General features: G+C 36.4%; 18 protein-coding genes, 1 riboswitch and 1 other annotated feature. Of the genes, 3 read left to right on the forward strand and 15 right to left on the reverse strand.

All coding sequences use genetic code 11. The annotated features are described in order from the left end of the window. Positions 1-116: 116 nt before the first annotated feature. The 9 genes from pheT to ACQV2T_RS08100 form a co-directional block, all read right to left on the reverse strand. Complete coding sequence (gene pheT, locus ACQV2T_RS08060; protein ID WP_428893500.1) at positions 117-2543, reverse strand: phenylalanine--tRNA ligase subunit beta; 2427 nt, start codon at positions 2541-2543, stop codon at positions 117-119. After that, complete coding sequence (pheS, locus tag ACQV2T_RS08065) at positions 2543-3610, reverse strand: phenylalanine--tRNA ligase subunit alpha (protein ID WP_428893501.1); 1068 nt, start codon at positions 3608-3610, stop codon at positions 2543-2545. The genes pheT and pheS overlap by 1 nt, the downstream gene beginning before the upstream one ends. A gap of 353 nt (positions 3611-3963) precedes the next feature. Then, a complete protein-coding gene (locus ACQV2T_RS08070; RefSeq protein ID WP_428893502.1) occupies positions 3964-4473 on the reverse strand; it encodes a phosphohydrolase in 510 nt (169 codons plus the stop codon). A 99-nt stretch (positions 4474-4572) separates the two neighbouring features. After that, entirely contained in the window at positions 4573-5358 is a 786-nt protein-coding gene (locus ACQV2T_RS08075; RefSeq protein ID WP_428893503.1) for a TrmH family RNA methyltransferase, read from the reverse strand. Between the two features lie 101 nt (positions 5359-5459). After that, positions 5460-6878: a dipeptidase PepV gene (pepV, locus tag ACQV2T_RS08080; protein ID WP_428875413.1), complete on the reverse strand. Its 1419-nt coding sequence runs from the start codon at positions 6876-6878 to the stop codon at positions 5460-5462. 172 nt (positions 6879-7050) lie between these two features. Further along, complete coding sequence (locus ACQV2T_RS08085) at positions 7051-7776, reverse strand: pseudouridine synthase (protein WP_428874341.1); 726 nt, start codon at positions 7774-7776, stop codon at positions 7051-7053. After that, positions 7773-11135, reverse strand: coding sequence for a polysaccharide biosynthesis C-terminal domain-containing protein (locus tag ACQV2T_RS08090; RefSeq protein ID WP_428893504.1), 3363 nt, complete (start codon positions 11133-11135; stop codon positions 7773-7775). The genes ACQV2T_RS08085 and ACQV2T_RS08090 overlap by 4 nt, the downstream gene beginning before the upstream one ends. Positions 11136-11213: 78 nt before the next feature. Then, a complete protein-coding gene (leuS, locus tag ACQV2T_RS08095; RefSeq protein ID WP_428874339.1) occupies positions 11214-13634 on the reverse strand; it encodes a leucine--tRNA ligase in 2421 nt (806 codons plus the stop codon). A gap of 67 nt (positions 13635-13701) precedes the next feature. Beyond that, positions 13702-13915: a binding site (T-box leader), on the reverse strand. Beyond that, on the reverse strand, positions 13914-15623 hold the full coding sequence (locus tag ACQV2T_RS08100) for a LysM peptidoglycan-binding domain-containing protein (protein WP_428885328.1): 1710 nt from the start codon (positions 15621-15623) through the stop codon (positions 13914-13916). (Overlaps the previous feature by 2 nt.) Positions 15624-15836: 213 nt before the next feature. Between ACQV2T_RS08100 and ACQV2T_RS08105 the strand changes: the two genes are divergently transcribed. Beyond that, the gene (locus tag ACQV2T_RS08105) at positions 15837-16247 is read left to right on the forward strand and encodes a hypothetical protein (protein WP_428893505.1); all 411 of its coding nucleotides are present in this window, start codon (positions 15837-15839) and stop codon (positions 16245-16247) included. Beyond that, positions 16247-16816: a tRNA (mnm(5)s(2)U34)-methyltransferase gene (locus tag ACQV2T_RS08110; protein ID WP_428885326.1), complete on the forward strand. Its 570-nt coding sequence runs from the start codon at positions 16247-16249 to the stop codon at positions 16814-16816. The genes ACQV2T_RS08105 and ACQV2T_RS08110 overlap by 1 nt, the downstream gene beginning before the upstream one ends. Before the next feature lie 69 nt (positions 16817-16885). Here the strand turns inward: ACQV2T_RS08110 and ACQV2T_RS08115 are convergent, their stop codons facing one another. The 4 genes from ACQV2T_RS08115 to metK all read right to left on the reverse strand — a co-directional run bounded on the left by ACQV2T_RS08115 (position 16886) and on the right by metK (position 20856). Then, entirely contained in the window at positions 16886-18058 is a 1173-nt protein-coding gene (locus ACQV2T_RS08115) for a MalY/PatB family protein (RefSeq protein WP_428893506.1), read from the reverse strand. A gap of 165 nt (positions 18059-18223) precedes the next feature. Next, a complete protein-coding gene (locus ACQV2T_RS08120; RefSeq protein WP_428874333.1) occupies positions 18224-19420 on the reverse strand; it encodes an FAD-dependent oxidoreductase in 1197 nt (398 codons plus the stop codon). Positions 19421-19456: 36 nt separating this feature from the next. Next, complete coding sequence (locus ACQV2T_RS08125; protein WP_428874331.1) at positions 19457-19582, reverse strand: NADH peroxidase; 126 nt, start codon at positions 19580-19582, stop codon at positions 19457-19459. An 83-nt stretch (positions 19583-19665) separates the two neighbouring features. Further along, on the reverse strand, positions 19666-20856 hold the full coding sequence (metK, locus tag ACQV2T_RS08130) for a methionine adenosyltransferase (RefSeq protein ID WP_428891992.1): 1191 nt from the start codon (positions 20854-20856) through the stop codon (positions 19666-19668). Continuing rightward, positions 20854-20946: riboswitch (SMK box riboswitch) on the reverse strand. (Overlaps the previous gene by 3 nt.) Before the next feature lie 231 nt (positions 20947-21177). Between metK and ACQV2T_RS08135 the strand changes: the two genes are divergently transcribed. Further along, a complete protein-coding gene (locus ACQV2T_RS08135; RefSeq protein ID WP_428893507.1) occupies positions 21178-21321 on the forward strand; it encodes a hypothetical protein in 144 nt (47 codons plus the stop codon). A gap of 586 nt (positions 21322-21907) precedes the next feature. On the opposite strand, the gene ACQV2T_RS08140 is transcribed toward ACQV2T_RS08135, so the two are convergent. Both ACQV2T_RS08140 and ACQV2T_RS08145 read right to left on the reverse strand, forming a co-directional pair. Continuing rightward, the gene (locus tag ACQV2T_RS08140; protein WP_428893508.1) at positions 21908-22936 is read right to left on the reverse strand and encodes an N-acetylmuramoyl-L-alanine amidase; all 1029 of its coding nucleotides are present in this window, start codon (positions 22934-22936) and stop codon (positions 21908-21910) included. Beyond that, complete coding sequence (locus ACQV2T_RS08145; protein ID WP_428872911.1) at positions 22929-23177, reverse strand: hypothetical protein; 249 nt, start codon at positions 23175-23177, stop codon at positions 22929-22931. The genes ACQV2T_RS08140 and ACQV2T_RS08145 overlap by 8 nt, the downstream gene beginning before the upstream one ends. Positions 23178-23227 lie beyond the last annotated feature (50 nt).

The following is a 23227-nucleotide window of genomic DNA, read 5'->3' on the forward strand; positions in this document are numbered from 1 at the left end:
TCAACTTTCTGCTTTTTTATATCTTTATTATACCATAAAAACCACTATAAACATTGTTTAAACAACGTTTATAGTGGTTTTTCGGTTTGAGACTTATGATACAGCCCCTTTTTATGTTAACGAATTTCTACATTCTCTGCCTTTTCTAAAGCTTTAATCACTTGATCCATTGCCTTTGTCACTTCTTCATCTTTTAAAGTTTTATCTGGATTTTGGAAAGTTAAGTGATAAGCTAAAGATTGTTTATCTGCTGCTATATTCTCGCCAGTATATCGGTCGAATAATTCGACATTTTTCAAATTATCTCCAGCATTTTCATAGATTAAATCTACCAAGCTTTGGTGACTGGTTGATCGATCTACTAAAAGAGCGATATCACGAGAAGTTGATGGATATTTTGCTAAAGGGGTCTGTAGCAATAAGTCTCTGTTAAATCCTACTAAAGCCTCAAAATCTAACTCCGCAAAGAAAGTCTCCTTATCTAAGTCAAACTCTTGCGATAATTGGGGATGTAATTGCCCAATAAAACCAATTTTTTGACCGTCTAATAAGATATTGGCTGTTTGTCCTGGATGCATAAAGTCTAAATTTTCCATACGTTCAAATGATAAATGATTTCCTAAACGTAATTGGTCCATAATTTGTTCAACGATACCTTTGAGATCGTAAAAATCATAATTTTGACTTGCACTTTCCCAATTGAATGGACTCTTTTCACCAGAAACAAAGAAGCTAAGCATTTCTTTTTCTTCAGGTTGACGGTTCCTTTCAGTCGCTAAGAAAACTTTGCCCATTTCATAGAAAGCTATGGTCTTATTGTGACGGGCTTTATTGTAACGAGCAATCTCCAAGAAAGACGGTAACATTGATTGTCTTAAGAGTGATCTTTCCTCAGACATTGGTAAAAGTAATGAAACATAGCGATCTTTATTTGCATTTAATTTTGCAAACTCAGGTGAGATTAGAACATAAGACACTGTTTCATTTAAGCCTAACCCTTCAGCTAAAGAGCGTGTTGCTCTTTTTAATTTTTGTCGGCTATCTAATTGGGCGGGACGATTAGGAACCGCAGGTAGAGTAACAGGAATTTGATCATAGCCATAAATACGAGCCACTTCTTCTAAAATATCAGCTGGAATAGTAATATCCCAACGACGTGGGGGAATCGATACTCTCATCTGGTCATTTTCAAAAGCGACTTCAAAACCTAAGCGGTCAAAAATGGCTTGAAGCTGCGATTGATTCACTTGAATGCCTAATTTTTCTTCAATCATTTGCATAGGCAGTTCTACCACTTGATCATGCACATCATCGGCTTTTACTTCTAAGACTCCCTTTTCGATTTTACCCTGTGTTAATTGCGCCATCAAAATAGCAGCTTGGTCCCCTGCTTCTGAAAGAGTTGCTGGATTAATTCCTTTTTCAAAGCGAGCAGATGATTCTGATCTTAAGCCAAGACGTCGAGAAGTTGAACGAATGGCCTGAGGGTTAAAAACAGCTGTTTCTAATAAGACATTTTGCGTCTTTTCGGTTACATGGCTATCTAGCCCACCCATGACACCTGCTAGAGCAATTGGTTGATCGTCAGAAGTAATCACTATATCTTTTTCTGTTAGATTTCTTTCGATTTCGTCTAAAGTCGTAAGCTTTTCATTGTCTTTGGCATAGCGCACACCAATCTTTTTGCCTGGTAATTGATCCAAATCAAAAGCATGCATAGGTTGACCATATAGCATCAAATAGTAATTGGTCACATCCACTAGGTTATTAATAGGACGAATATTAGCTTTCATCAAACGGCTTTGCATTTGAATCGGGCTTGGCTTTACTTGAATGCTTTTCAACACTCTTAACTGATAGTGACTACTTAAATCATGTTCTGCCATATCCAATTCTAAATTTTGTAATTCATCAATTGAAACTAATTGACTTTCACTGATTTTTAAAGCTTCAAAATGTGGAGTCTGAGAAACAATCGCTCCCACCTCGTGAGCTACTCCACGCATCGATAAAGCATCTGCACGATTAGGTGTAATGGATAATTCTAAAATCGGATCATCAAGCTCCATGTATTCAACGATATTTTGACCGATTGGAGCATCCTCTGCTAAAAGATATATGCCATCCACAAATTCCTTCGGTACCACCTTATCAGCAAATCCCAACTCTTGTAATGAACATAGCATTCCTTGAGAAACTTGACCTCTAAGTTTTGACTCTTTGATTCTAAAATCTCCAGGTAAAATACAGCCTTCTAAAGCAGTGATTACTTTAGCACCTTGCTTAACATTAGACGCACCACATACGATTTGCTTTTTGCCGTAATCTGCTACATTGACTTGAGCAATTTTTAAATGATCGGAATCAGGATGATCCTCCAATTCTTCAACTAATCCAACTACTAGAGGACCTTGAATAGAATCGGCCAGATTTTCGACTCCTTCAATTTCAATACCCGTTCGAGACATTTTCTCTGCTAATTCCTCGGCAGGCATTTTATTTAAATCTAATAATTCATTTAACCAATTATATGAAACATACATTAGTTTTGACCTCCTTTGAATTGTGTCAAGAAGCGTAAATCATTTTGGTAAAAATGACGGATGTCATCAACGTTATGCTTTAACATGGCTACACGGTCAATTCCCACACCAAATGCAAAACCGCTATATTTATTTGAATCAATGCCTGACATTTCTAGTACATTTGGATGAACGAGTCCTGCTCCTAAGACTTCAATCCATCCGGTACCTTTACAAATACCACAACCTTGCCCTCCGCATTTGAAACAGGACACATCCACTTCAACAGAAGGCTCTGTGAATGAGAAGAAGGAAGGTCTTAATCGAATCTCACGTTCTTCGCCAAAGAAGGCTTTAGCAAATTGTAAGAGCGTTCCTTTCAGATCTGCCATAGTAATCTTTTCAGCAACTACTAAGCCTTCCATTTGATGAAACTGATGAGAATGAGTCGCATCATCATTATCTCTTCTAAAAACCTTCCCGGGTGAAACCATCTTTAAAGGGCCATCTTTTTCAAAGTCATGCTTTTCCATTGTCCGAGCTTGCACAGGCGAAGTGTGTGTTCTTAATAAAACTTCTTCAGAGATATAAAAGGTATCTTGCATATCCCGAGCAGGATGATTTTTAGGCAAATTCATTTTTTCAAAGTTATAAAAGTCTAACTCTACTTCTGGTCCTTCAATAATTTGATAACCCATCCCTAAGAAAAGATCTTCTAATTCTTCACGCGTTTGAGTTAATAAGTGGCGACTACCAAAGTTCTGCCGTCTTCCAGGCAAGCTAATATCGATTGTTTCACTAGCCAGTTGAGCAGCTAATTCTTTCTGCTTTACTTGCTCTTGTTTTTTCTCAATATGGTCATTAAACGATTGATGGAATTGATTAATTAGCTGACCTAAAATCGGCTTTTCATCTTTTTCTAAATCTTTCATTTGTTTTGAAATTTGCGTCAATTCACCTTTTTTACCGGTATATTTCACGCGAATATCCTGAATCATTTTACTTGATTCCGCTTGCTTGATTTCTTCAATTGCCTTTGCAACTAAACCATCGACTTGTTCTTTAATGACTTGTAATTTATCATTCATCATAATCCTCCTAGCAATTAGCACTTTAATATTCCATCCAACAAAAATAGCCCGTCCCTAAAAGGGACGCGCTACCGTGGTACCACCCTTATTCTTGAAAAAATTCAAGCACTCAAATCATTGTTAACCCCAATGAAGGTATCTTTTTCTAGTTTCAAACTATTTAAGGATCGACTCCTAGGATGAAAATAATTGAAAAGTGACATCATCTGCTCTCAGTCGGTGACAAATTTCCCTGTTTATGTACCTTTCAATTAGGTCCTAATCATAGTCTTTAGTTATCTTTATCAAGTATAGCCTGTAAATAGTTTTTCGTCAATCTTGCTCTTTAGTGAAAAGTCATTTCACCCTCACTATTCGCTAAATCCAATGGTCTGCTCTTTCTTATCTAGAGAGGCTTTTAGCCACCTTTTTAAACCTTCTACTAATTCGCATACAGCTGATTGCTTATCCATTAAAGTCACAATTAATGACTCGCCATAGCATGGGATATCTAAAGTAGCGCCACACATATGTTTTAAAATTATATCTTTTTCTTTGTCTGATAAATCAGTGATTTCTAATGCATTCTTTAAAGCGATACGTGGATGCTCATAATTATGGCCTTTTCCGCCTACGCAATCCTTTGAGCAAGAATCGTAGAAAAACAAATCGTGCAGAAGGGCTGCTCTGGCTGTAGCGATCGCATCGAGCTTAAAACGTTTAGCCCAAAGGTATGAACGATAAGACACTGAAATAGAATGTGCTAAACGATTGGTATATTTATGATGGACAAATTTTTCTAGAGATTGAACTTTTTCATTCTCCATCAAATCTTTAACAATTGCCACATATTCTTGGTTATCTTGCCAAGCTATTGCCATTTATCCACGTCCCTTCTTTAATCTAACTCTAGTACACTCCACAAATATGAAGTTTATGTAAATTCTATGTAAAAGTTTAATAAAGCTAATATTTATTAACTAATTCGACCATTGTTTCCAGGCAAACATTAAAATACCTGCTGCTATAGATACATTAAGGGATTCTGCTTTTCCTGGCATAGGTATAAAGACTGATTTATCTGCTTTTTCCATCCAAAAAGGCCCAACACCTTGCCCTTCATTGCCCAAAACCAAGACACAGTGGTTAGCGATTAATTTACGATAATCTTCAGCTTCTTGATTGACGGCTGTACAATAAAGAGGAAGTTCACTCGCTTGAATGGCTTTAAATATTTGAGCGTTTGAAGCTTCATAGATAGGCAAGTGCCATAAAGATCCTTGACTCGCTCTTATGACTTTATCATTGTAGAGGTCTACACAACCTTCAGCTAAGAATACACCATCAAAACCTGCTGCATCAGCGGTTCGAATCATGGTTCCTAAATTGCCCGGGTCTTGTACCCCGTCACATAAAAGATAGTGGCTACCATTTATATTTTCTTTAGCTAAATTACTTTCTTTTTTCTTAATGACAGCCATCACTCCTTGGGTATGTTGAGTGAGTGCGACTGTCTTCATCACTTCTTCACTTAAAATCAACACTTCGATTTGAGCTTGTTTGATTTGTTCAATAGTCTGTAGATGATTTTCATGATAACTTGGCGTCATTAAAACTACTTCAATGGCTGCTTGATAAGTGATGGCTTCTTCAATAAGATGTTCACCCTCGATTAAATAAGTTTCTGTCTTTTTGCGATTCTTAGCTAAATGCAATTTGCGGTAGTCTTTTATTCTTTGATTTTGCTTTGATTGAATAATTTCCATAATATTTCACCTTTTTTCTTCATGAATTGAAGGTTACTTGAATATATAAAAAAAAGCAAACTTTCTAGCAAATTGGCTAGAAAGTTTGCTTAAATGGTCAATTAGCGTGTTAAGCGATAGATAGATTCTGCATAAATAGCAGTTGCTCTTAATAAGTCATCCATCGCAAGGAACTCATTGGCTTGATGCATAGTATCAATTGAATCTGGGAATAAGACACCAAATGAAACTCCACGCTCCATTAAGCGGCCATAAGTTCCTCCACCAATTGTTTTTTCATAAACTTCATTGCCAGTTTGTTTAGCATATACATCCAGTAAAGTTTTAACCATTGGATCTTCTGGTGAAAGATAATGAGGGTCTTTATTACCATTCATTTCCACTTTCACTGCTAAGTTAGCAACATTTTTGATAATAGCTGATTGAATTTGATCTTTGTCGGTTCCTTTAGGGTATCTAAAGTTAGCATCTACTAATCCACCTTCAGCATCATCAAAATTGATAATACCAATATTCATAGACAAGGCTCCCATAATATCATCGACTATAGCGACACCGATTTTTTCACCTTCAAAATCAAGGTGTAACTTATCGCCTACTAGAGTTAAGAAGTCATTGGCTTCTTTTTTATCAAATGTATACTTACTTAAGAAAGCAGCTAAGTAAGTTCCCGCATTATGGCCTTTTTCTGGAGTAGATCCGTGAGCCGCCTTACCTGTTAGTTCAAAACGTAATTGACCAGACGCTTGGGAAACTTTACCTGATACAGGTTGATCTTCTAAAAAGGCTTGGAAATCAGCTTTTATTTGGTCTGCTTGATCAGTTTTTACACTCGCATAAGCTTCTTGAGGAACCATATTTGCACGAAGACCTGCATGGAAATCAAGCAATTTATGATTAGCTTCCACTGTTTGCTTAGCATCAAATTTAAATTGAGCAGAAACATTTCCTTTTTCACCGTTGATAATCGGGAATTGCGCATCTGGTGAAAAACCATAGTCTGGCATTTTTTCGACTTTAGCATAATGATCCATACACATCCAGCCAGATTCTTCATCTGTTCCAACAATCAGATGAATCTTTTGATTAAACTCTGCGCCTAATTCACGTAATAATTTAATGGCAAAGTAAGCACCAATTGTTGGTCCTTTATCATCAGAAGAACCACGCGCATAAATGCGTCCATCTTTGATTACTGGCTCATAAGGGTCAGTGTCCCAACCAGTTCCTTCAGGAACAACATCCAGGTGACCTAAAATACCTAAGGTTTGATCGCCTTCTCCAATTTCAACACGGCCCACCAAAGGCCCAAATTGCTTCGTTTCAAAACCATCTTCTTGGGCCATTTTTAAGAATTCTTCTAAAGCTTTTTTAGGTCCAGGTCCAACAGGAGCCTCTGCTGTTGCTAAATCATCTTCACGAACTGAACGAATGCGAATCATCCGAAAAAGATCTTCTAATAAGTCTTCTTGACGTTTAGTGACTTCATCTAACCAATTAATATTGTCTAAATTTTCCATCTTTCTACCTCCATAAAATATAGAATTTCAAAATCATTCTGACTTTAATAAACTATTGCCATCAAATGAATCCGTTCCCATTATATCATATAAATTTATCCAACCCTATATCTCTACTTTAAATTTAAGTCTTTTTTTAAATAAGACTTTTTCTCTGAGAATAGCCTTTTTACTATTCATAACCCAATGGCTTTAGAGCTTCTATTTCAGCTTGAGTTAATTGACGATAATCTCCAAGAGCTAAGTCATCTTCAAGCTGGAGAGGTCCCATTGATAAACGGTGAAGTTGAAGAACTTCCATCTGACAAGCTTGAAACATTCTTTTTACTTGGTGAAATTTACCCTCACTAATGGAAACGCGAATTTTAGATAGACTCTTTTCAAAATCTACTTCATCAATCCATAATTGAGCGGGTTTACTTATAAATTCTCCTAAATCCAAGCCTGCTTTAAACGCTGCTACCGTTTCTTTCGTAACATTTCCTTCAATTAAAGCTTGATAGGTTTTATAAACTTGTTTTTTTGGAGAAGTTAACTGATGAGCCATTTGACCATTATTGGTAATTAATAAGAGACCAGTGGTGTCAATATCTAGTCTCCCTACCGGAAAGAGATCAAAACGATAATCATCCGGATGTAGACAATCGATAACCGTATCATGGTGTCCGTCTTCAGTGGCAGAGATAACGCCTTGCGGTTTATTCAAGAGCCAATAGATGAACTTGTGGTAAATAATTTGTTGTCCATCTACTTCTATCAAGTCCTTGTTTTCGTCTACTTGAAAGTTTGCTTTTATAATTTGTTCACCATTGACTCGAACACTTCCTGTTGAAATTAAAGACTTGACTTCTTTTCTAGAGCCGAAATTCATATGACTTAATAATTTATCTAATCTCATCGGTGGATACTCAATTTCTTTTGTAAATCCGCACGGTAATCACCGATAATAATCGGCAACATACCGAATAGGGCCATAGTGCCACTATAGATAAGAATGGCAATCAAAACGACTATAATGATTTGAACTAAAGTTAAGCCTCGTCCTACTGGATCCATCATCAGATTGATTAAACGATTCCAACCGTAAGTACCAATTGCCATAATGGTTGTCGCAATCACAATGCGCACAATATCACCTACAAAATAACGATCACGAATTTTGATTACACGCCAAATCTTCATCCACATTAAAACAGCAGCCACAGCAAAGCCAAAGAAGGTCGCCAGTAAAGCACCGTGAGCTTGGAATAACGCTACCATTGGAAATTGTAGAACAAGCTTAATTGCTAAACCTACCAGTAAATAAGTGATTGCAAACCGACGATAATCCATTGATTGAAGAATGGTTGCAAAAACAGTATATGCTCCTAATACAATAGCTGTAAATGATCCTGTCGTTAATAAACCCGGTCCTGCAGAAATACCTGCTGGATAGAAGAAAGGATAGACATTGTCAGCTATAATCGCCATTCCGATTGAGGCTGGCAGCATGATAAAGGTGAATAAAAGAACAATATTTTTGATTAATTCACTGGTTTTATTAATATTTCCTTCAGCGTACTTACTTGAAACAGCTGGGATTGATGAAGCCGCAATAGCTACAGCAAATGAAACAATAATCATCACTAATTTATTAACATCTAAGCTCATCGCTCCAAATAATTCAGCAATTTCTGAATTTAATAACACACTGGTACGAACAAGGATTTGTTTAAAGGTATAGGTATCAATATTTTGTGCAAAAATTATACCTGAGCCAAGCAAGATGAAAGGAATCGAATCACGTAGCATAATTTTTAGGCTATCCATGAAATCGATATCCATCTTATTTAAGGATGTCTCTTTAATACTTTTCATTTTTCGATTATGAATAATATAAGCACCAACCAAGAAGAGCAAGGCAATGAAGGCTCCAACAAAGGCTGCAAAAGTTGAATGAGCAACCGCGTCTGTAATCGATCCCTCGTAAACCATCATAATCAGGTAAGTAGCACCTAAGATATAAAGAACTCGCATAATTTGTTCCAGAACCTCAGAAAGGGCTAGCGGTATCATTTGACTATAACCTTGGAAATATCCTTTAAATAGGCTTAAAGTAGGTAAAATCAAGAGAGCCGGTGCTAATGAACGAACGACAATGATTGCCGCTTCTTGGTTATCTGTTGGTGAATTAGCTACTAATACAGGTGCGATTAAATAAAAGATTGCAGCAATTAAGATACCTGAGAAGGCCATAATTCCCAGTGAATATTTAAAGAGCTTGTCGACCACTTTAAATTCTTTCTTAGTGCTGTAAAAGGCTATCTGCTTAGCAACCGCCGCAGGAAAACCAGCTACTGCAATTGATAAGAAAAATACGTATGGATTATATCCAACAGCATAAAGAGAGTTTGCTTGAGAATATTCTGCCCCTAGCCAAGTTGCCCATGGAATAATATATAAAGCCCCAATAATTCGGGATAGTATTTGTCCCATTGACAACCAAGCAGCACCAACAACAAATTTAGATTTATCTTCAGAATGGCCTTGTTCACTCAGTTCTTGCTGAGCTTTTTCTGCTTCAAAAAGATTAGCGTCTAAGGTGTCTTCAAGAAGGGCATCCGTTAAAATTGGCGCTTCGTAATAAGAAGTTTTTTGCGAAATTTCTTCTGCAATGGACTCTTCTTCAGATAAATTATCCCTATCCTTGGGTTTTTCTTCTTCATTTATTGACTCTTGGTCATCATTATTAATGATTGCAGCTTGTTCATTTTCATCAGACGATTCCTGTTCAAGAATCGCATCTAAAGGCGCTTGTTTTTCAGTTGGCGTCTCTTTTTCTCCTTCAACTTCACTGTCTTTATCATCATGATTTTGAACCGTTTGTAGCATTTGACTAGTTGACTGCTTGGTTTTCTCTAACAGCTTTGTAGAATTAGCTGCAATTTTAGCCCAGGCATTGCGTGAATTGACTTTAACCTTATCTAATAAATTAGATCCTTTTTTAGGAGTTATTTGCTCTTGTTTATAATGATCTTCAGGCAAGATGTCCCATGCTAAAGCTTCTATTTCTTCATCATTATACATTTGAGTTTGCGATGACTTTTGCGATTCTAAATCTTTTTCATCAGAAGAACTTTCATTGGTCTTGGAATTGAAATTGACTTTAGAAAAAGTAGGTTCGACAGAGGAAGAATTCTGCTCTTCTTGAGATTGACGATTGTTACTATCTTGAGTCTTTTCTTGCGATAAAGATTGTGACTCAAACTCCTTATCTTCCCTCCCTTCGTCTATATTTTCAGCTTGTGAACTTTCTGCCGATTCCCCATCAGTCAATGCTTCCTCAAGAGAATTTGAACTACTCTTTAAACTTGAATTAGGAGTTTGAGAGAGACTTTCAGTTTCAGCTTGACTATTATCCTCAATATCTTCAGCTGGATGGCTATTATTAATTACGTCCAATTCGTTAAGAGACTCTTGTTCTAGACTAACTGCTTCCTCTCTCGCTAAAGAATTATCAATCAATGCTTCGTCTGAATCATAGGATTCAACTTCAAAAGTATTGGTGTTGAGAGACTCATGCACAACTTCTTCATCTTCTCGTTCTTCAGAAGTAAGGGGTTCAAATTCATCACGCGTTGAAAAAAATATCTGGAAAACTCTTTGAAAGAATCCAGGTCTAACATTAGCAGCCCGCTTGTTTCGATGCTCTTTTCTTAGGCTTTCCTCAATCGATCGATACTGGAAGGGGTTCTCATTTTCATTTCCATGACCATCTTGTTTTTCAAAATCATGACGAGTAAAAAGATCTGGTTCTATTTCTAATTCCAGTGTTTCCTTAAGATGATTAGCTGGATCTTTCATAATTTCAACTTTTTGAGTTGACTGTGAGAATTCCCTTTCTTTATCAGTATCCTCAATTGAACTTAGAGAACTAACTTCAATTTGATTGTCTGCGATTTCTTCCTCGGCTTCAATTACTTCCTCTGAATTATCTTCAAATTGCTCAAGTAATTCTCCTGCTTGTTCTTCAGTAGGTTGATTGTTAATGGCTGACTCTTTTTCATTTTCTGTCAATTGATGATCTACTAAATTTTCGATCGGTTGATTTGTATTAGGATCAGCTTTTATCTCTCGGTCAAAATAATCTGAATCCATTGGCCGAGGATTAGGATGTCTCAGTTTTTCGAGATCTTCTTCTGTAAATTCTAGTGTATCAAAACGGTCGTAATCATTTTTAAATCCCTGATTTTTATCATCAAATTGATTATCAGACACTTACTACACCCCTTTTATTGATATTTCGTCTCTAATATAACATGTATCTATATCAAGAACGATTTCTTAGCACTTTAACTAGTTAGCCACTATGTTAACCAAACGGTTAGGAATAGCAATGATTTTACGAACTGTTTTACCATCCAACTCTTTTTTTATGCTTGCTTCTGCAAGAGCTAACTCTTCCATAGCCTCTTTTTCTAAATCCAAAGCTATATCGAGTTTTGCTTTAACTTTACCGTTAATTTGGATGACAATTTCAACAACTTCATCTTTAATGAGTGACTCATCATATTCTGGCCAGCTTGCTTCTGATAATGATTCAGAGTGCCCTAATTTTTGCCACAACTCTTCCATTAAGTGCGGTGCAATTGGAGCTAACAACTGAACAAAGCCTTTGGCATATTTCTTAGGCAATACATCGACGCTTCTAGCTTCATTTAAGAAAATCATTAGTTGAGAAATAGCTGTATTAAAATGTAACTGCTCAAAATCTTCTGTCACTTTTTTGACTGTTTGATGGTAAATCTTAGTCAATTGATCATCTTCAGACTCTTGAATAGCTGAACTTATTTGACCCGTCGTTTCCTCAATAAATAAACGCCATACGCGATCCAAGAAACGTCTTGAACCTTCCAAGCCATTTTCTGACCAAGCGATCGATGCGTCTAAGGGGCCCATGAACATTTCATATACTCTCAATGTATCTGCGCCATATTCATTAACTACATCGTCTGGATTAACCACATTTCCCTTCGATTTAGACATTTTTTCATTGTTTTCACCCAAAATCATTCCTTGATTGTAGAGTTTTTGGAAAGGTTCTTTAGTAGGAACGACCCCCAAATCATAAAGAAACTTATGCCAAAAACGGGCATAAAGAAGATGTAAAACAGCATGTTCCGCTCCACCTATATAGAGATCGACATTTTGCCATTTGTTTAATGCCTTTTCAGAAGCAATCGCTTCAGTATTATTTGGATCCATGTAACGTAAAAAATACCAGGAAGAACCTGCCCATTGTGGCATAGTATTTGTTTCTCTTCGGCCCTTCATGCCTGTTTTGGGATCTTCAACTTCCAGCCAATCTTTAACATTGGCTAATGGAGATTCGCCTGTTCCAGAAGGTTTAATGCGGTCTGTCTTAGGTAAAAGTAAAGGTAGTTCTTCTTCAGCAATCGCTGTGCTTGTACCATCTTCCCAATGTATAACTGGAATAGGCTCTCCCCAATATCTTTGTCTAGAGAAGACCCAGTCTCTTAAGCGGAAGTTAACTTTTCTTTGTCCTTTAGCATTAGCTTCTAACCACTCAATCATTTTTTGATTGGCTGCTTCTATGTTCAAACCATCTAAAAATTCAGAATTAATATGCATTCCATCTTCTACATATGCCTCATTTTGAATTCCTTCTTCGGATTTAATCACTTCATATCTTGGTAAATCATATTTTTGTGAGAACTCATAGTCTCTTTGATCATGAGCTGGGACCGCCATGACCGCACCTGTTCCATAAGAAGCCAATACATAGTCTGCAATCCAAATAGGTATCTCTTTAGCTGTTACAGGATGGATGGCGTATGAGCCAGTGAATACACCCGTTTTATCTTTAGCAAGTTCAGTACGGTCTAAATCCGTTTTAATCGAAGCAGCAGCAATATAGCTTTCTATTTCTGTCTTTTGTTCTGGACTCGTTAAGTCTTTAACGAGCTCGTGCTCTGGTGCTAAAACGATATAAGACAAACCAAACAAAGTGTCTGGACGGGTAGTATAAGTTGTAATGATTGAAGGACTATCTTTTACTTCAAAATCAATTAAAGCTCCCTCAGAGCGGCCTATCCAATTGCGTTGCATCTCTTTAACTGAATCCGGCCAATCCAAATCTTCTAAATCATCAAGTAAACGCTGGGCATAGGCTGTAATTTTTAATACCCATTGCTTCATTGGACGACGGACTACAGGGTAACCGCCACGTTCTGACACACCATCTACAATTTCTTCGTTAGCTAATACTGTTCCTAAAGCTTCACACCAATTAACGGTAACATCCGCTTGATAAGCCAATCCTTTTTCATAAAGTTTGGTAAAAATCCATTGAGTCCATTTGTAATAGGATGGATCGGTAGTAGCAAATTCTCGCTCCCAGTCATAAGAGAAGCCTAGAGATTTGATTTGACGTTTAAAGTTGGCGATGTTTTTTGCTGTAAAATCTGCTGGATCGTTACCAGTATCTAAGGCATATTGTTCAGCTGGTAAACCAAAAGCATCCCACCCCATTGGATGAAGAACATCATAACCTTGTGCTCTTTTCATTCTGGCCATAATATCAGTAGCAGTGTAACCTTCTGGATGACCTACGTGTAGTCCTTGACCTGAAGGGTATGGAAACATGTCTAATACATAATATTTTTCTCGGTCTGCTCTATCCTTAGTTTTAAAAGTTTCATTTTTATCCCAATAATCTTGCCACTTTTTCTCAATTACTCGATGCTGATATGTCATATTCTTTTCCTCCAATTATCTAATCTTTTATACAAAAAAGCCCTATGAAATCATCTCAAAGACAACTTCATAGGGCGCAATCGCGCGGTACCACCTATTATTTCATTAGCTGAGAGCTAATGCTCTATGCTTTAACGCAGCAAACGTCTCAAGTTAACACTTTACGCTTAGCTCGAGCATTAAAAGGAAGAGTTCAAAAGCTTTTCAACACTTACTTTCACCAAATGTAAGTTCTCTTTAGATGATCCACAATTTACTAGGTCCTACATTTTTAAATTTTTAAAAATTAATAATTTGTCCGATATAAATGGTTGTTCCACCATTTTTTTCAATCAGATCATTAACATCTAAGCCATTACGACGTGCAATCGCATATAAAGTATCATTAGCCTTTACAACATAAGAACCCGTTGAAACTACTTCATTAGTGCTTTCATTTGATTCTTCATTAATTGTTTGACTTAAGTTAACCGTTTCAGACTTTAATGGAGTAGAAACAGTTACTGAAGATTCGATTGAAACGTCATCTTGCTTAATAACTTCTACTTTAGTTTCTAACTTCGTTGCTTGACGAGCTAGGGCTTGACTTGATGAAGTTTTAGTGGAAATATTTAATTTTTGGCCTGGAATAATTAGACTGTTAACTTGTAGATTGTTTGCTTCTAATAAGTTAGCTAATGTTATTCCATGGCGATTTGCAATGGCCCATAAAGAGTCACCTGCTTTTACTATATAATCCCCACTTGTATTTTGTTTAATTTCTTGAGTTTTATCTGTAACTACTAGATTTTCTTTTGGCGTAGATACTGGCTTTTTATTAACAAGATGAGAAGACGCTTCACCCATATTGCTTCCAGGAATTATCAATTTTTGATTGGGATGGATAACAGTATTTAAGTGAATGCCGTTAGCTAATAATAAGTCGTTAATACGCACACCATGCTTTTTCGCAATAGCATATAAAGAATCGCCCGCTTTAATAGTGTAAAGCCCTTTAGTTGTTGAGCTTACAGTGTTCTTATCAACAGGTTCATTCGTATTTTCAACCGGCTTGCTTGCAGAAGGCTTGCTGATAGATAATTTATTTACTTGACTAGTAACTTGAGTTTGACCAGGTATCCTTAAAACTTGATTGGGATGGATAACTGATTGAATCGTCATTCCATTAACTTTTATTAAGTCATCAACATTTACGCCTAATTTCTTGGCTATTTTATAAAATCCGTCACCCGGCTGGACTTTATAGCTTCCATTGGTTGAAACGATTTCACTTGAAACAGTTTCGTCTACAATGCTTGTTTCTGGTGATGTAGTAGGTTTAATTGTAGTGGACTGATTGGGGCCATCAAATTGATCCAATTGATATTGGCTAATTATTTGGTTTAATTTTCCGCCATAGCGTGTATCTGTTGCATAACGTCCAGTTAAATGTTCTGTTGCCTCTTGATACGAAGTTGTATTGGATTTTAAAGCTCCTTGATAATAGCTTTTTCTCCAAGCAGATCCTTCACCAGTTAATACTCTAGCATAATCCAATAATGAATCAGCATAAGAATCATACTTTCTAAAGTTATCTTTAATTTGATAATAAGATCCTGTCCCATCATCTTCTAGAGTATCCATTTCCACTTTTTTATCCTTTTTTCCTGCCTTGACTCCAAACAGATTATAGTTAGGTGCTTGAGCAAGTGTTGAACTTCCCCAGCCGGACTCTAACGCTGCTTGGGCTATCATAACAGAAGCATATAAATCATTTTTAGCAGCAATTTCTTTCGCAGATTGCCCGATACTATTGATAAATTCTTGTGGAGAGAATTTCTTTTGAGATTTCTGAGCATGAACAATGGCATTTTCAGATTGAACTTGTGTTAACACACTTGTTGACAGTAACATTACACCAACATTAATATTGGTGAAAATTTTCTTAAATAGTTTGCGTCTTTGGATTTTTTCTTGCTGACGCATTCTCCGATTTCGCTGTTGAATCATCCTTCAGCCTCCAAATTAAATAAATTTCCATACGGATACATACTGTATTATATGCCATCTCTAATAAAAAATGTTCCTTTATCGTTACTTTTATTGGATTTTTAACATAAGTAACATAAATGAAATATATCAATATTGGTTTGACTACTTTTAATTGAATACATTAGCGAGTATAGTATGAATAAATGGCCACAATATAGAGGAGCGATTTTTTTGAAGTCCTATTTAAAACATATACTCATCCTTTCATTTGTTCTTCTGTCAGGATGTTCTTTCTTAAATGAAAAAAAACTTAAAAATCACTGTTGGCAAGTTACTTTAAATGATTCACTTATTTATCAAGTAGATTTTCAAGATGAGCTTGTTCACTTTCAACTGAATGAAGATAATTTCCTAGAACAAGCCGAACAAGAGTTGGATTTATCTCTACAAGAAACAAGGGATTTGCTGATTGATAAAAAAGAGGAGTTAAATTTTACAGCGCGTTATTATTTAGAAGGAAACTATTTAAATCTTATTCAATCAGCGCACCAAGCAAAGCAATATGAAATAAAGTTTAAGGGTACGACTACCATACTCACTTCCTCAGATGGCAGTCAACTTTTATTAGAAAGAGTGGAATAATGAAGAATGCCTTACAGTCTAGTCATGATGCTTTAGGAAAATTAATTGAAAGATTCCCTGCTGGAAATTATATTGACGCTACTCTCGGAAAAGGAAATGACAGTTTTTTTATATTAAGCCACCCGGCTTTTTCTGGAAAACTTTTTGCTTTCGATATTCAAGTTCAAGCACTGGAAATAGCTCAACAAAAGCTAAAAATCTTTTCATCCGATTCTTTCCAACTTTTTAACAATGGACACCAGCATTTTGATCAAGTTCTCAGTTTTTCAACCTTAGCTAAAGTTCATGGAGCTATTTTTAATTTAGGCTATTTACCTGGAGCCAGCCATCAAATCACTACTAAAGCTTCCACAACCTTACAAGCACTCAATCAAATTGCTCAGCGCTTAGTTTCAAAAGGGAAAATATTTATTGTTGTTTATTCAGGACATAAAGAGGGAGCGATTGAAAAAGAAGAATTAATAAAACAATTAACGCTATGGTCGCAAGATCAGTTTACAATCTCTATTCTTGATTTTTTAAATCAAAGAAATCACCCTCCTCTTTTAATTACTATCGAAAAGAAATAAAGAAGCAATCATGAATGACTGCTTCTTTGTTTTATCTTTATTAGTTTAATTTCAATTTAAGCTTATAATCTATCTGCTCTTAATGGCTTCAATAAACCGTTCGATACTCTCTTTGACTATTTCCTTAGGTAGGGCTAAATGAATACGAATAAAACCTTCACCACAAGAGCCAAACATCACACCATTATTGATATAAACATGATGTGCTTCTAACAGCCTAATAATTTTCTCACATTCCATATTTAATGGAGTTAAATCCAACCATAATAAATAGGAAGCCTCCATTGGTGTTACTACAATTTCAGGCAGCTGATCTTCAATCATCGCTTTTGCCATTTGATAGTTTTCTTCGATTAATTCTACTAATGCTTCTTTCCAATCTAAACAATCATTATAGGCATGTTTACAGGCATAAAGACCTAAGACTGGAACAGAAAGCAAATTCATTTTTTCAGCTGTTTCGATATATCGTTGACGCCATTCAGGATTCACGATGAAGATATTTGATGTCTGTAAACCCGCTAAGTTAAACGTTTTAGAAGGCGCAGTAGCCACGACTACACGCTGTGCAATATCGTCAGATAAATTAGCAAAGACATTATGTTTGAAATTTTTGTGGGCTAGATCAAAATGAATTTCGTCTGAAAATAGATATAGGTCATTTTCCTTACAAATTTTAGCAACTTTTTCCAGTTCTTCTTTCTTCCATACACGCCCGACTGGATTGTGAGGGCTACAGAAAATCATTGCTTTAGCCTCTTTTGCTGCTGCTTCTAATGCTTCAAAATCTATGGTGTAGTATCCTTCATTATTAATTAACTCAACATTAATCTTCTTACGCTCATTATTTTCAATAGCTGCCGTAAAAGGTCCATAAACAGGCTCTAAAATAATGATACCATCGCCTTTTTGTGTAAAAGCATTAACGAAAACATTAATTGCTGGAACAACTCCAGGTGCGGTAACCATCCACTCTTCTTTAACATCCCATTGGTGCTGGTCTTTCATCCATTTCTTAACGGCTTCATAATAGGCTTGATTCGGTACGGTGTAGCCTAAGACAAGTTCGTCCAAATCTTTTTTTAAGCCTTCAATGATACCGGGTGCCATTGGGAAGTCTAAATCTGCTACTGAAAGCGGAGCGATCCCCTCAGGAATATTCTTATTAGACTCTCTCATTAATAACCATTTTTTAGAACCTTGCTGTGTGCGATCGACACACGTTTTAAAATCATAAGCCATGTGATTGCCTCCTAGATATACTAAATTTCAATCTCTGTACTCCTATCTTACACAAATTAAACGCTTTCTTCAACGGCTTCTTAAATTATAAGAGAAATATTAAAGAAATTTAATTTAAAATAAAAACTAGCCCATTTTAGCATGGACTAGTTTTTTTAATGATTATTAGAACAGTAATTTATCTGCTCCCCCAACAGTATTACCTAAGGCTTCAATCGCTAAGACATTTAAATAATGCCATGGACGGTCATAGTTAGGTTGGAAGAAGAAGTCTAACAACGCTAGTTGCTCAAGCGTATATTTGGCATTAATGACTGTTGAAAGCACATTAATTGAATCGGCTACATCAAATTTAGAAACTAGCTGTCCACCTAAAATGATATGGCTATCTTCATCATAGAAAATCATCATATGAACAGTGCCTGGTTTACGCATGAAATCAGGATAAACTTTTTCTTCTACATATTTCCAAGCTACTTTACCTTCATATAAATCTTTATTGACCATTGATAAGCCAGTTGAAGCAATCGTATAGTCAAAATATCTCAAGGCAGAAGTTCCAGATACACTAGGCATCTTGAATTGAGTTCCTGAGGCGTTAAGAGCGGCTACGATTCCTTGTCTTCTCGCTAAGGTAGCAAGACCAATATTTGTCTTATCAGCCGTTGGTGCAAAAGGAATATAAGTTGCATCTCCACCAGCGTATACGTCTTTTGCGGATGTTTCTAGGTATTCGTTTGTTTGAATAAAGCCATGATCATCCATTTCCAGAGTGCCTTTCAACCAGTCAGTTGCTGGCTTAACACCTACAGCTACTACAACTGTATCAGCAGGATATTCACCCTTATCGGTCACAACAGCTTTGACTTTATTGCCTTCTCCTAATAGTTTTTTAACAGCTTCTCCACCCTTAAAGTGTAAGCCTTTATCAGCACCGTGCGCTTCTAGTAATTTTGAAATGTTCTCATCTAAATAAGCAGGCAAAATACGATCTTCCATATCAATAACTGTAACATCTATACCCGCTTCTGCATATGCCGTTGCCACTTCCACTCCGATATAACCAGAACCAATCACTACTAAGTGGTTAGTTTCTTTCATACGATCGTATACTACTTGCGTATCTTCTGGTCCTCTAAAAGTGTGAACATTTTCTAAATCATATCCTTCAAACTGAGGAAGTGGTGCAAACCCACCTGGACTCAATAGTAACTTATCATAAGACTCTTGATGCTCTCCTTCTTCTGTCTTAACCGTTACTGTTTTTTCTTCTGGGTTGACTCCTATTACTTGGCTGGCAGGATGCATGATAATACCTTGTTCACTATAGGAGGCGTTATTGGCAAAATGTAATTCTGACAACTCTTTAGATATACCTTCCAGGTATGATTGAGAACCTCACCCCATGAAGGATGACTCTTCTCCCGCCTCAAATAAATGAATTTCAGCGTCTGGGTCACGCTTTAATAAAGTCTGAACCGACTCATAACCAAAGTGTGATGTTCCAACTACAACATACTTCATTCTAATCCCTCCGAATTGTTATTTATAATTATTCTAACTAAGCATATATTACTAAAAATAATAGATAAGTACAACCTAATAGCTTACATTAGTAAAGACTTTAGTTCTTCAACCTTATCTGTACGTTCCCAAGTGAATCCAACTTCTTCTCTGCCAAAATGGCCATAGGCTGCTGTTTTGGCGAAAACTGGCTTCCTCAAATCCAACATATCAATAATTCCCTTAGGTGTAAGTTTAAAAACCTGACGAATGGCCCGAACAATTTCAGCATCTGAATGATCGGAGCTTTCAAAGGTATTCACACTAACAGATACTGGTTGAGCCACTCCAATCGCATAAGCAATTTGAATTTCTATTTTTTTTGCAATTCCTGCAGCCACTATATTCTTAGCAATATAGCGTGCAGCATAGGAGGCTGATCGGTCCACTTTGGTTGCGTCCTTTCCTGAAAATGCGCCTCCTCCATGACGAGCATACCCTCCATATGTATCCACTATAATTTTGCGTCCGGTGAGGCCTGCATCTCCTTTTGGACCGCCTATAATGAAACGTCCTGTGGGGTTAATATAAATCTTAGTTTCTTCATCCAATAATTCGTTTGGAATAGTTGGTTTAATAACAAGGTCTAAAATAGCTCCTCTAAGCTCTTCTAATGACACTTCCTCGCTATGCTGAGTTGAAACGACTATTGCCTCTAATCTAACGGGTTGATCTTGTTCGTCGTATTCTACAGTTACCTGAGCCTTACCGTCCGGTCTTAAATAGTCCAACTGTCCAGATTTTCTTACTTCAGTCAGTCTACGTGTTAATTTGTGCGCCAAAGAAATCGGTAAAGGCATCAATTCTGGCGTCTCATCACAAGCATAACCAAACATCAATCCCTGGTCACCCGCTCCTATTTCTTGTACATTTTCTTGGTTTTCTCTTGTTTCAATAGCTGAATCAACCCCCATAGCTATATCAGCTGATTGTTCATCTAAAGAAACAATAATGGCTAAGTTTTCGGCGTCGAAACCAAATTTGCCACGATTATAACCAATTTCATCAACCTTCTGTCTAACAATTTTTTGAATATCCACATAGGCACTCGTAGTAACTTCTCCTAACACCATAACTAAGCCAGTGTTAACAGCTGTTTCACAGGCTACTCTGGCCATCGGATCCTGTTTCAAGATGGCATCCAAAATTGAATCAGAAATTTGATCTGCAATCTTGTCTGGATGTCCCTCTGTAACTGACTCTGATGTAAATAATCTTTTCTCTGAAGCTTTCATTTATCTTCCCCCATTTTTTATATTGGTTACAAGGCAAATTCACAATCGATGAATCGTGAACCCTATCGGGAACTTTTGGTTGTAACGTTGTAAATTATATCATTCAAAACATACACAAGTAAACATGCGTTTATATCAAGCTTTATTTAAGTTCTCTTTCGCTTAAAAACATACAAAAATATACACTACTATATACTTTTTGCCCCTTTTTTGCCCCTTTTTATCTCATAAAATTTTTAAAATAATTACAACTTTTCTTGTAAAAAGTATTGACTTTATACAATTTAAACTGTATAATAAATTCAGAAAGAGAGGTGAAAAATGTTGGATAATGAATTGTTAAAAGCCATAGGGGTTTTAACAGGTGGCTTAGGTGCTTTAATCGGAAGTATTGCAAAGCTGATTGAAGTACTAAAACAAAAAGAAAAGCAACCTTCTAAACGCCGACCAAGACGATATAGATAAGTTGCTAAGGATATAGGGGGAGCTAGCCCTCCCCTACCTATCCTTATTATATCCAACATTGAATTTAATGACAATAGAAGTAATATTTGTAGCTCTATGTTGCATCTTTGTTTTCTCTTTATTTAACAGAAAGGGTAATGATGATGATCATTGATACGAATAAAATTAAAAAACTGTTAGAAAGTGATATCACTAGCTACCAAATTAGTAAATCCACAGGTATCTCTACTCAAGCATTAGACAATTATCGGCTTTATGATAGTAAGATAGACAATATGAGAATAAGTATTGCAGCGAAGCTATGTAGATTTTGGGATGAATTTCAGGAGGAAAAAAATGAAAAATAATAATAACTTTAATTTAATCGATTTGTTTTGGAAAGCTTTGTTTATATATAATGTTTATAAGACAATTAAAAGCTGGATGAAGTAACTGTTTATATTAAACAACAAAAATAACCCCACCTCCAATTAAGGAAGTGGGGTGTTGATTATATATTTAACTAATTAAAATATCGAACACGACTTTAAAAGCGGCAATAATTGAAATTATGCTAAACAATAATTTTATCCAATTAGGTACCCTTTTAAAGTTTTTCCGCATATTTCTTACCACCGTCCGCACCTATTTTTACAAATCGCTGTTTGCCAGAATACGAGGTGTACTGCCCCCAAATCCAACCGTCACGCTCGAACACCTTTTCAAGGGATACAGTATCATCCTTATCATACATATACCCTTCTTTTGTGATGGTGTCTTTACCTTCAAAGGCTTCTGACCGCACCCAAACTTTGGTATTAAATTTATAGATACCAACTGATTTAGGTAGTTTAACTGGATCCCGTTTACCGATCCTTAAATCTTCTTTGTATCTATTTACTTCTTTTTGAACCTCGTAATAATCATATCCTGCTTTTGTTAAACGATTCTTACGTTCTTGGCCATTCCCCCAATCGCCACGATAGACTTGTTTAGCAACTTCTCTATTGGTCAATTTTACATTTGGCTTAGTTGGTGTGGAAGGTTTAGGGTTCCCAGCTCCTGGTTTATCAATATAGACAATACCTCGTTGAGAATCTACAAGTTTGCCAGTTGTAACGTATAATTCTAAGTCTTTCTTCCACAACCACCACTTCTCCCAATTATTTTTCATCCAATTACCCGGGCACGATTTGCGTGAAGCGTCATAGTGACGAACCACTCGTGATAAAGGCACGTTATATTTCTTCATTAAGTAAGCAAAGACTAAAATCGCCTCTAATCGAGTGCGTGGGTGGAAATCCCACTCCCAAACATTACGACCAGTTGAAGCGTCTTGACACAATTCCACACCAATTGCATTTTGATTAGTGATTCCATATTTACCTCGACCATCACCAACGTGCCAAGCTACACGATTAAATGGAACGACTTGCACATCGTGATTTGGATCTAAGAATAGGTGAGCAGAGGCCGAGCGAAAAACATCTCTAAAATAGTTCGCATTACCATATGCTTGCCCTGCTGCACCGACAAAATGAAAGACGAGGTATTTAACCTCGTCCGGACTCATCCACCCACCCAAATTAACTTTGGTGAGCATTTGTTCAAATTTTCTGACTTCGTATTTATTCATTTAATTTGCCCCCTTGATTGATATGCTTTCCTGTTGAATAAAGACCTGCTGCTGAGGCACCGTATAAGAAACCTTGGAAGCCGTGAACAAAAGTGTCTTGGCCATAATAGAAACTATAAAAAACACCCAGTACAAAGCCGATTAAACAAGCTAGTAATGGGATATATTTTGAAGGTGTGTATTGTTTCAAAAGTTCTGTTAAAATCATCGTCGCTGGGACAATAAACATATTAAATTCCATTTTTAGTTCCTCCTGTTAGAAATAATTTTGATACGTTCGTCATGTTTTAT

This window comes from Facklamia sp. P13069, from assembly GCF_050409405.1.
GTDB lineage: Bacteria > Bacillota > Bacilli > Lactobacillales > Aerococcaceae > Facklamia.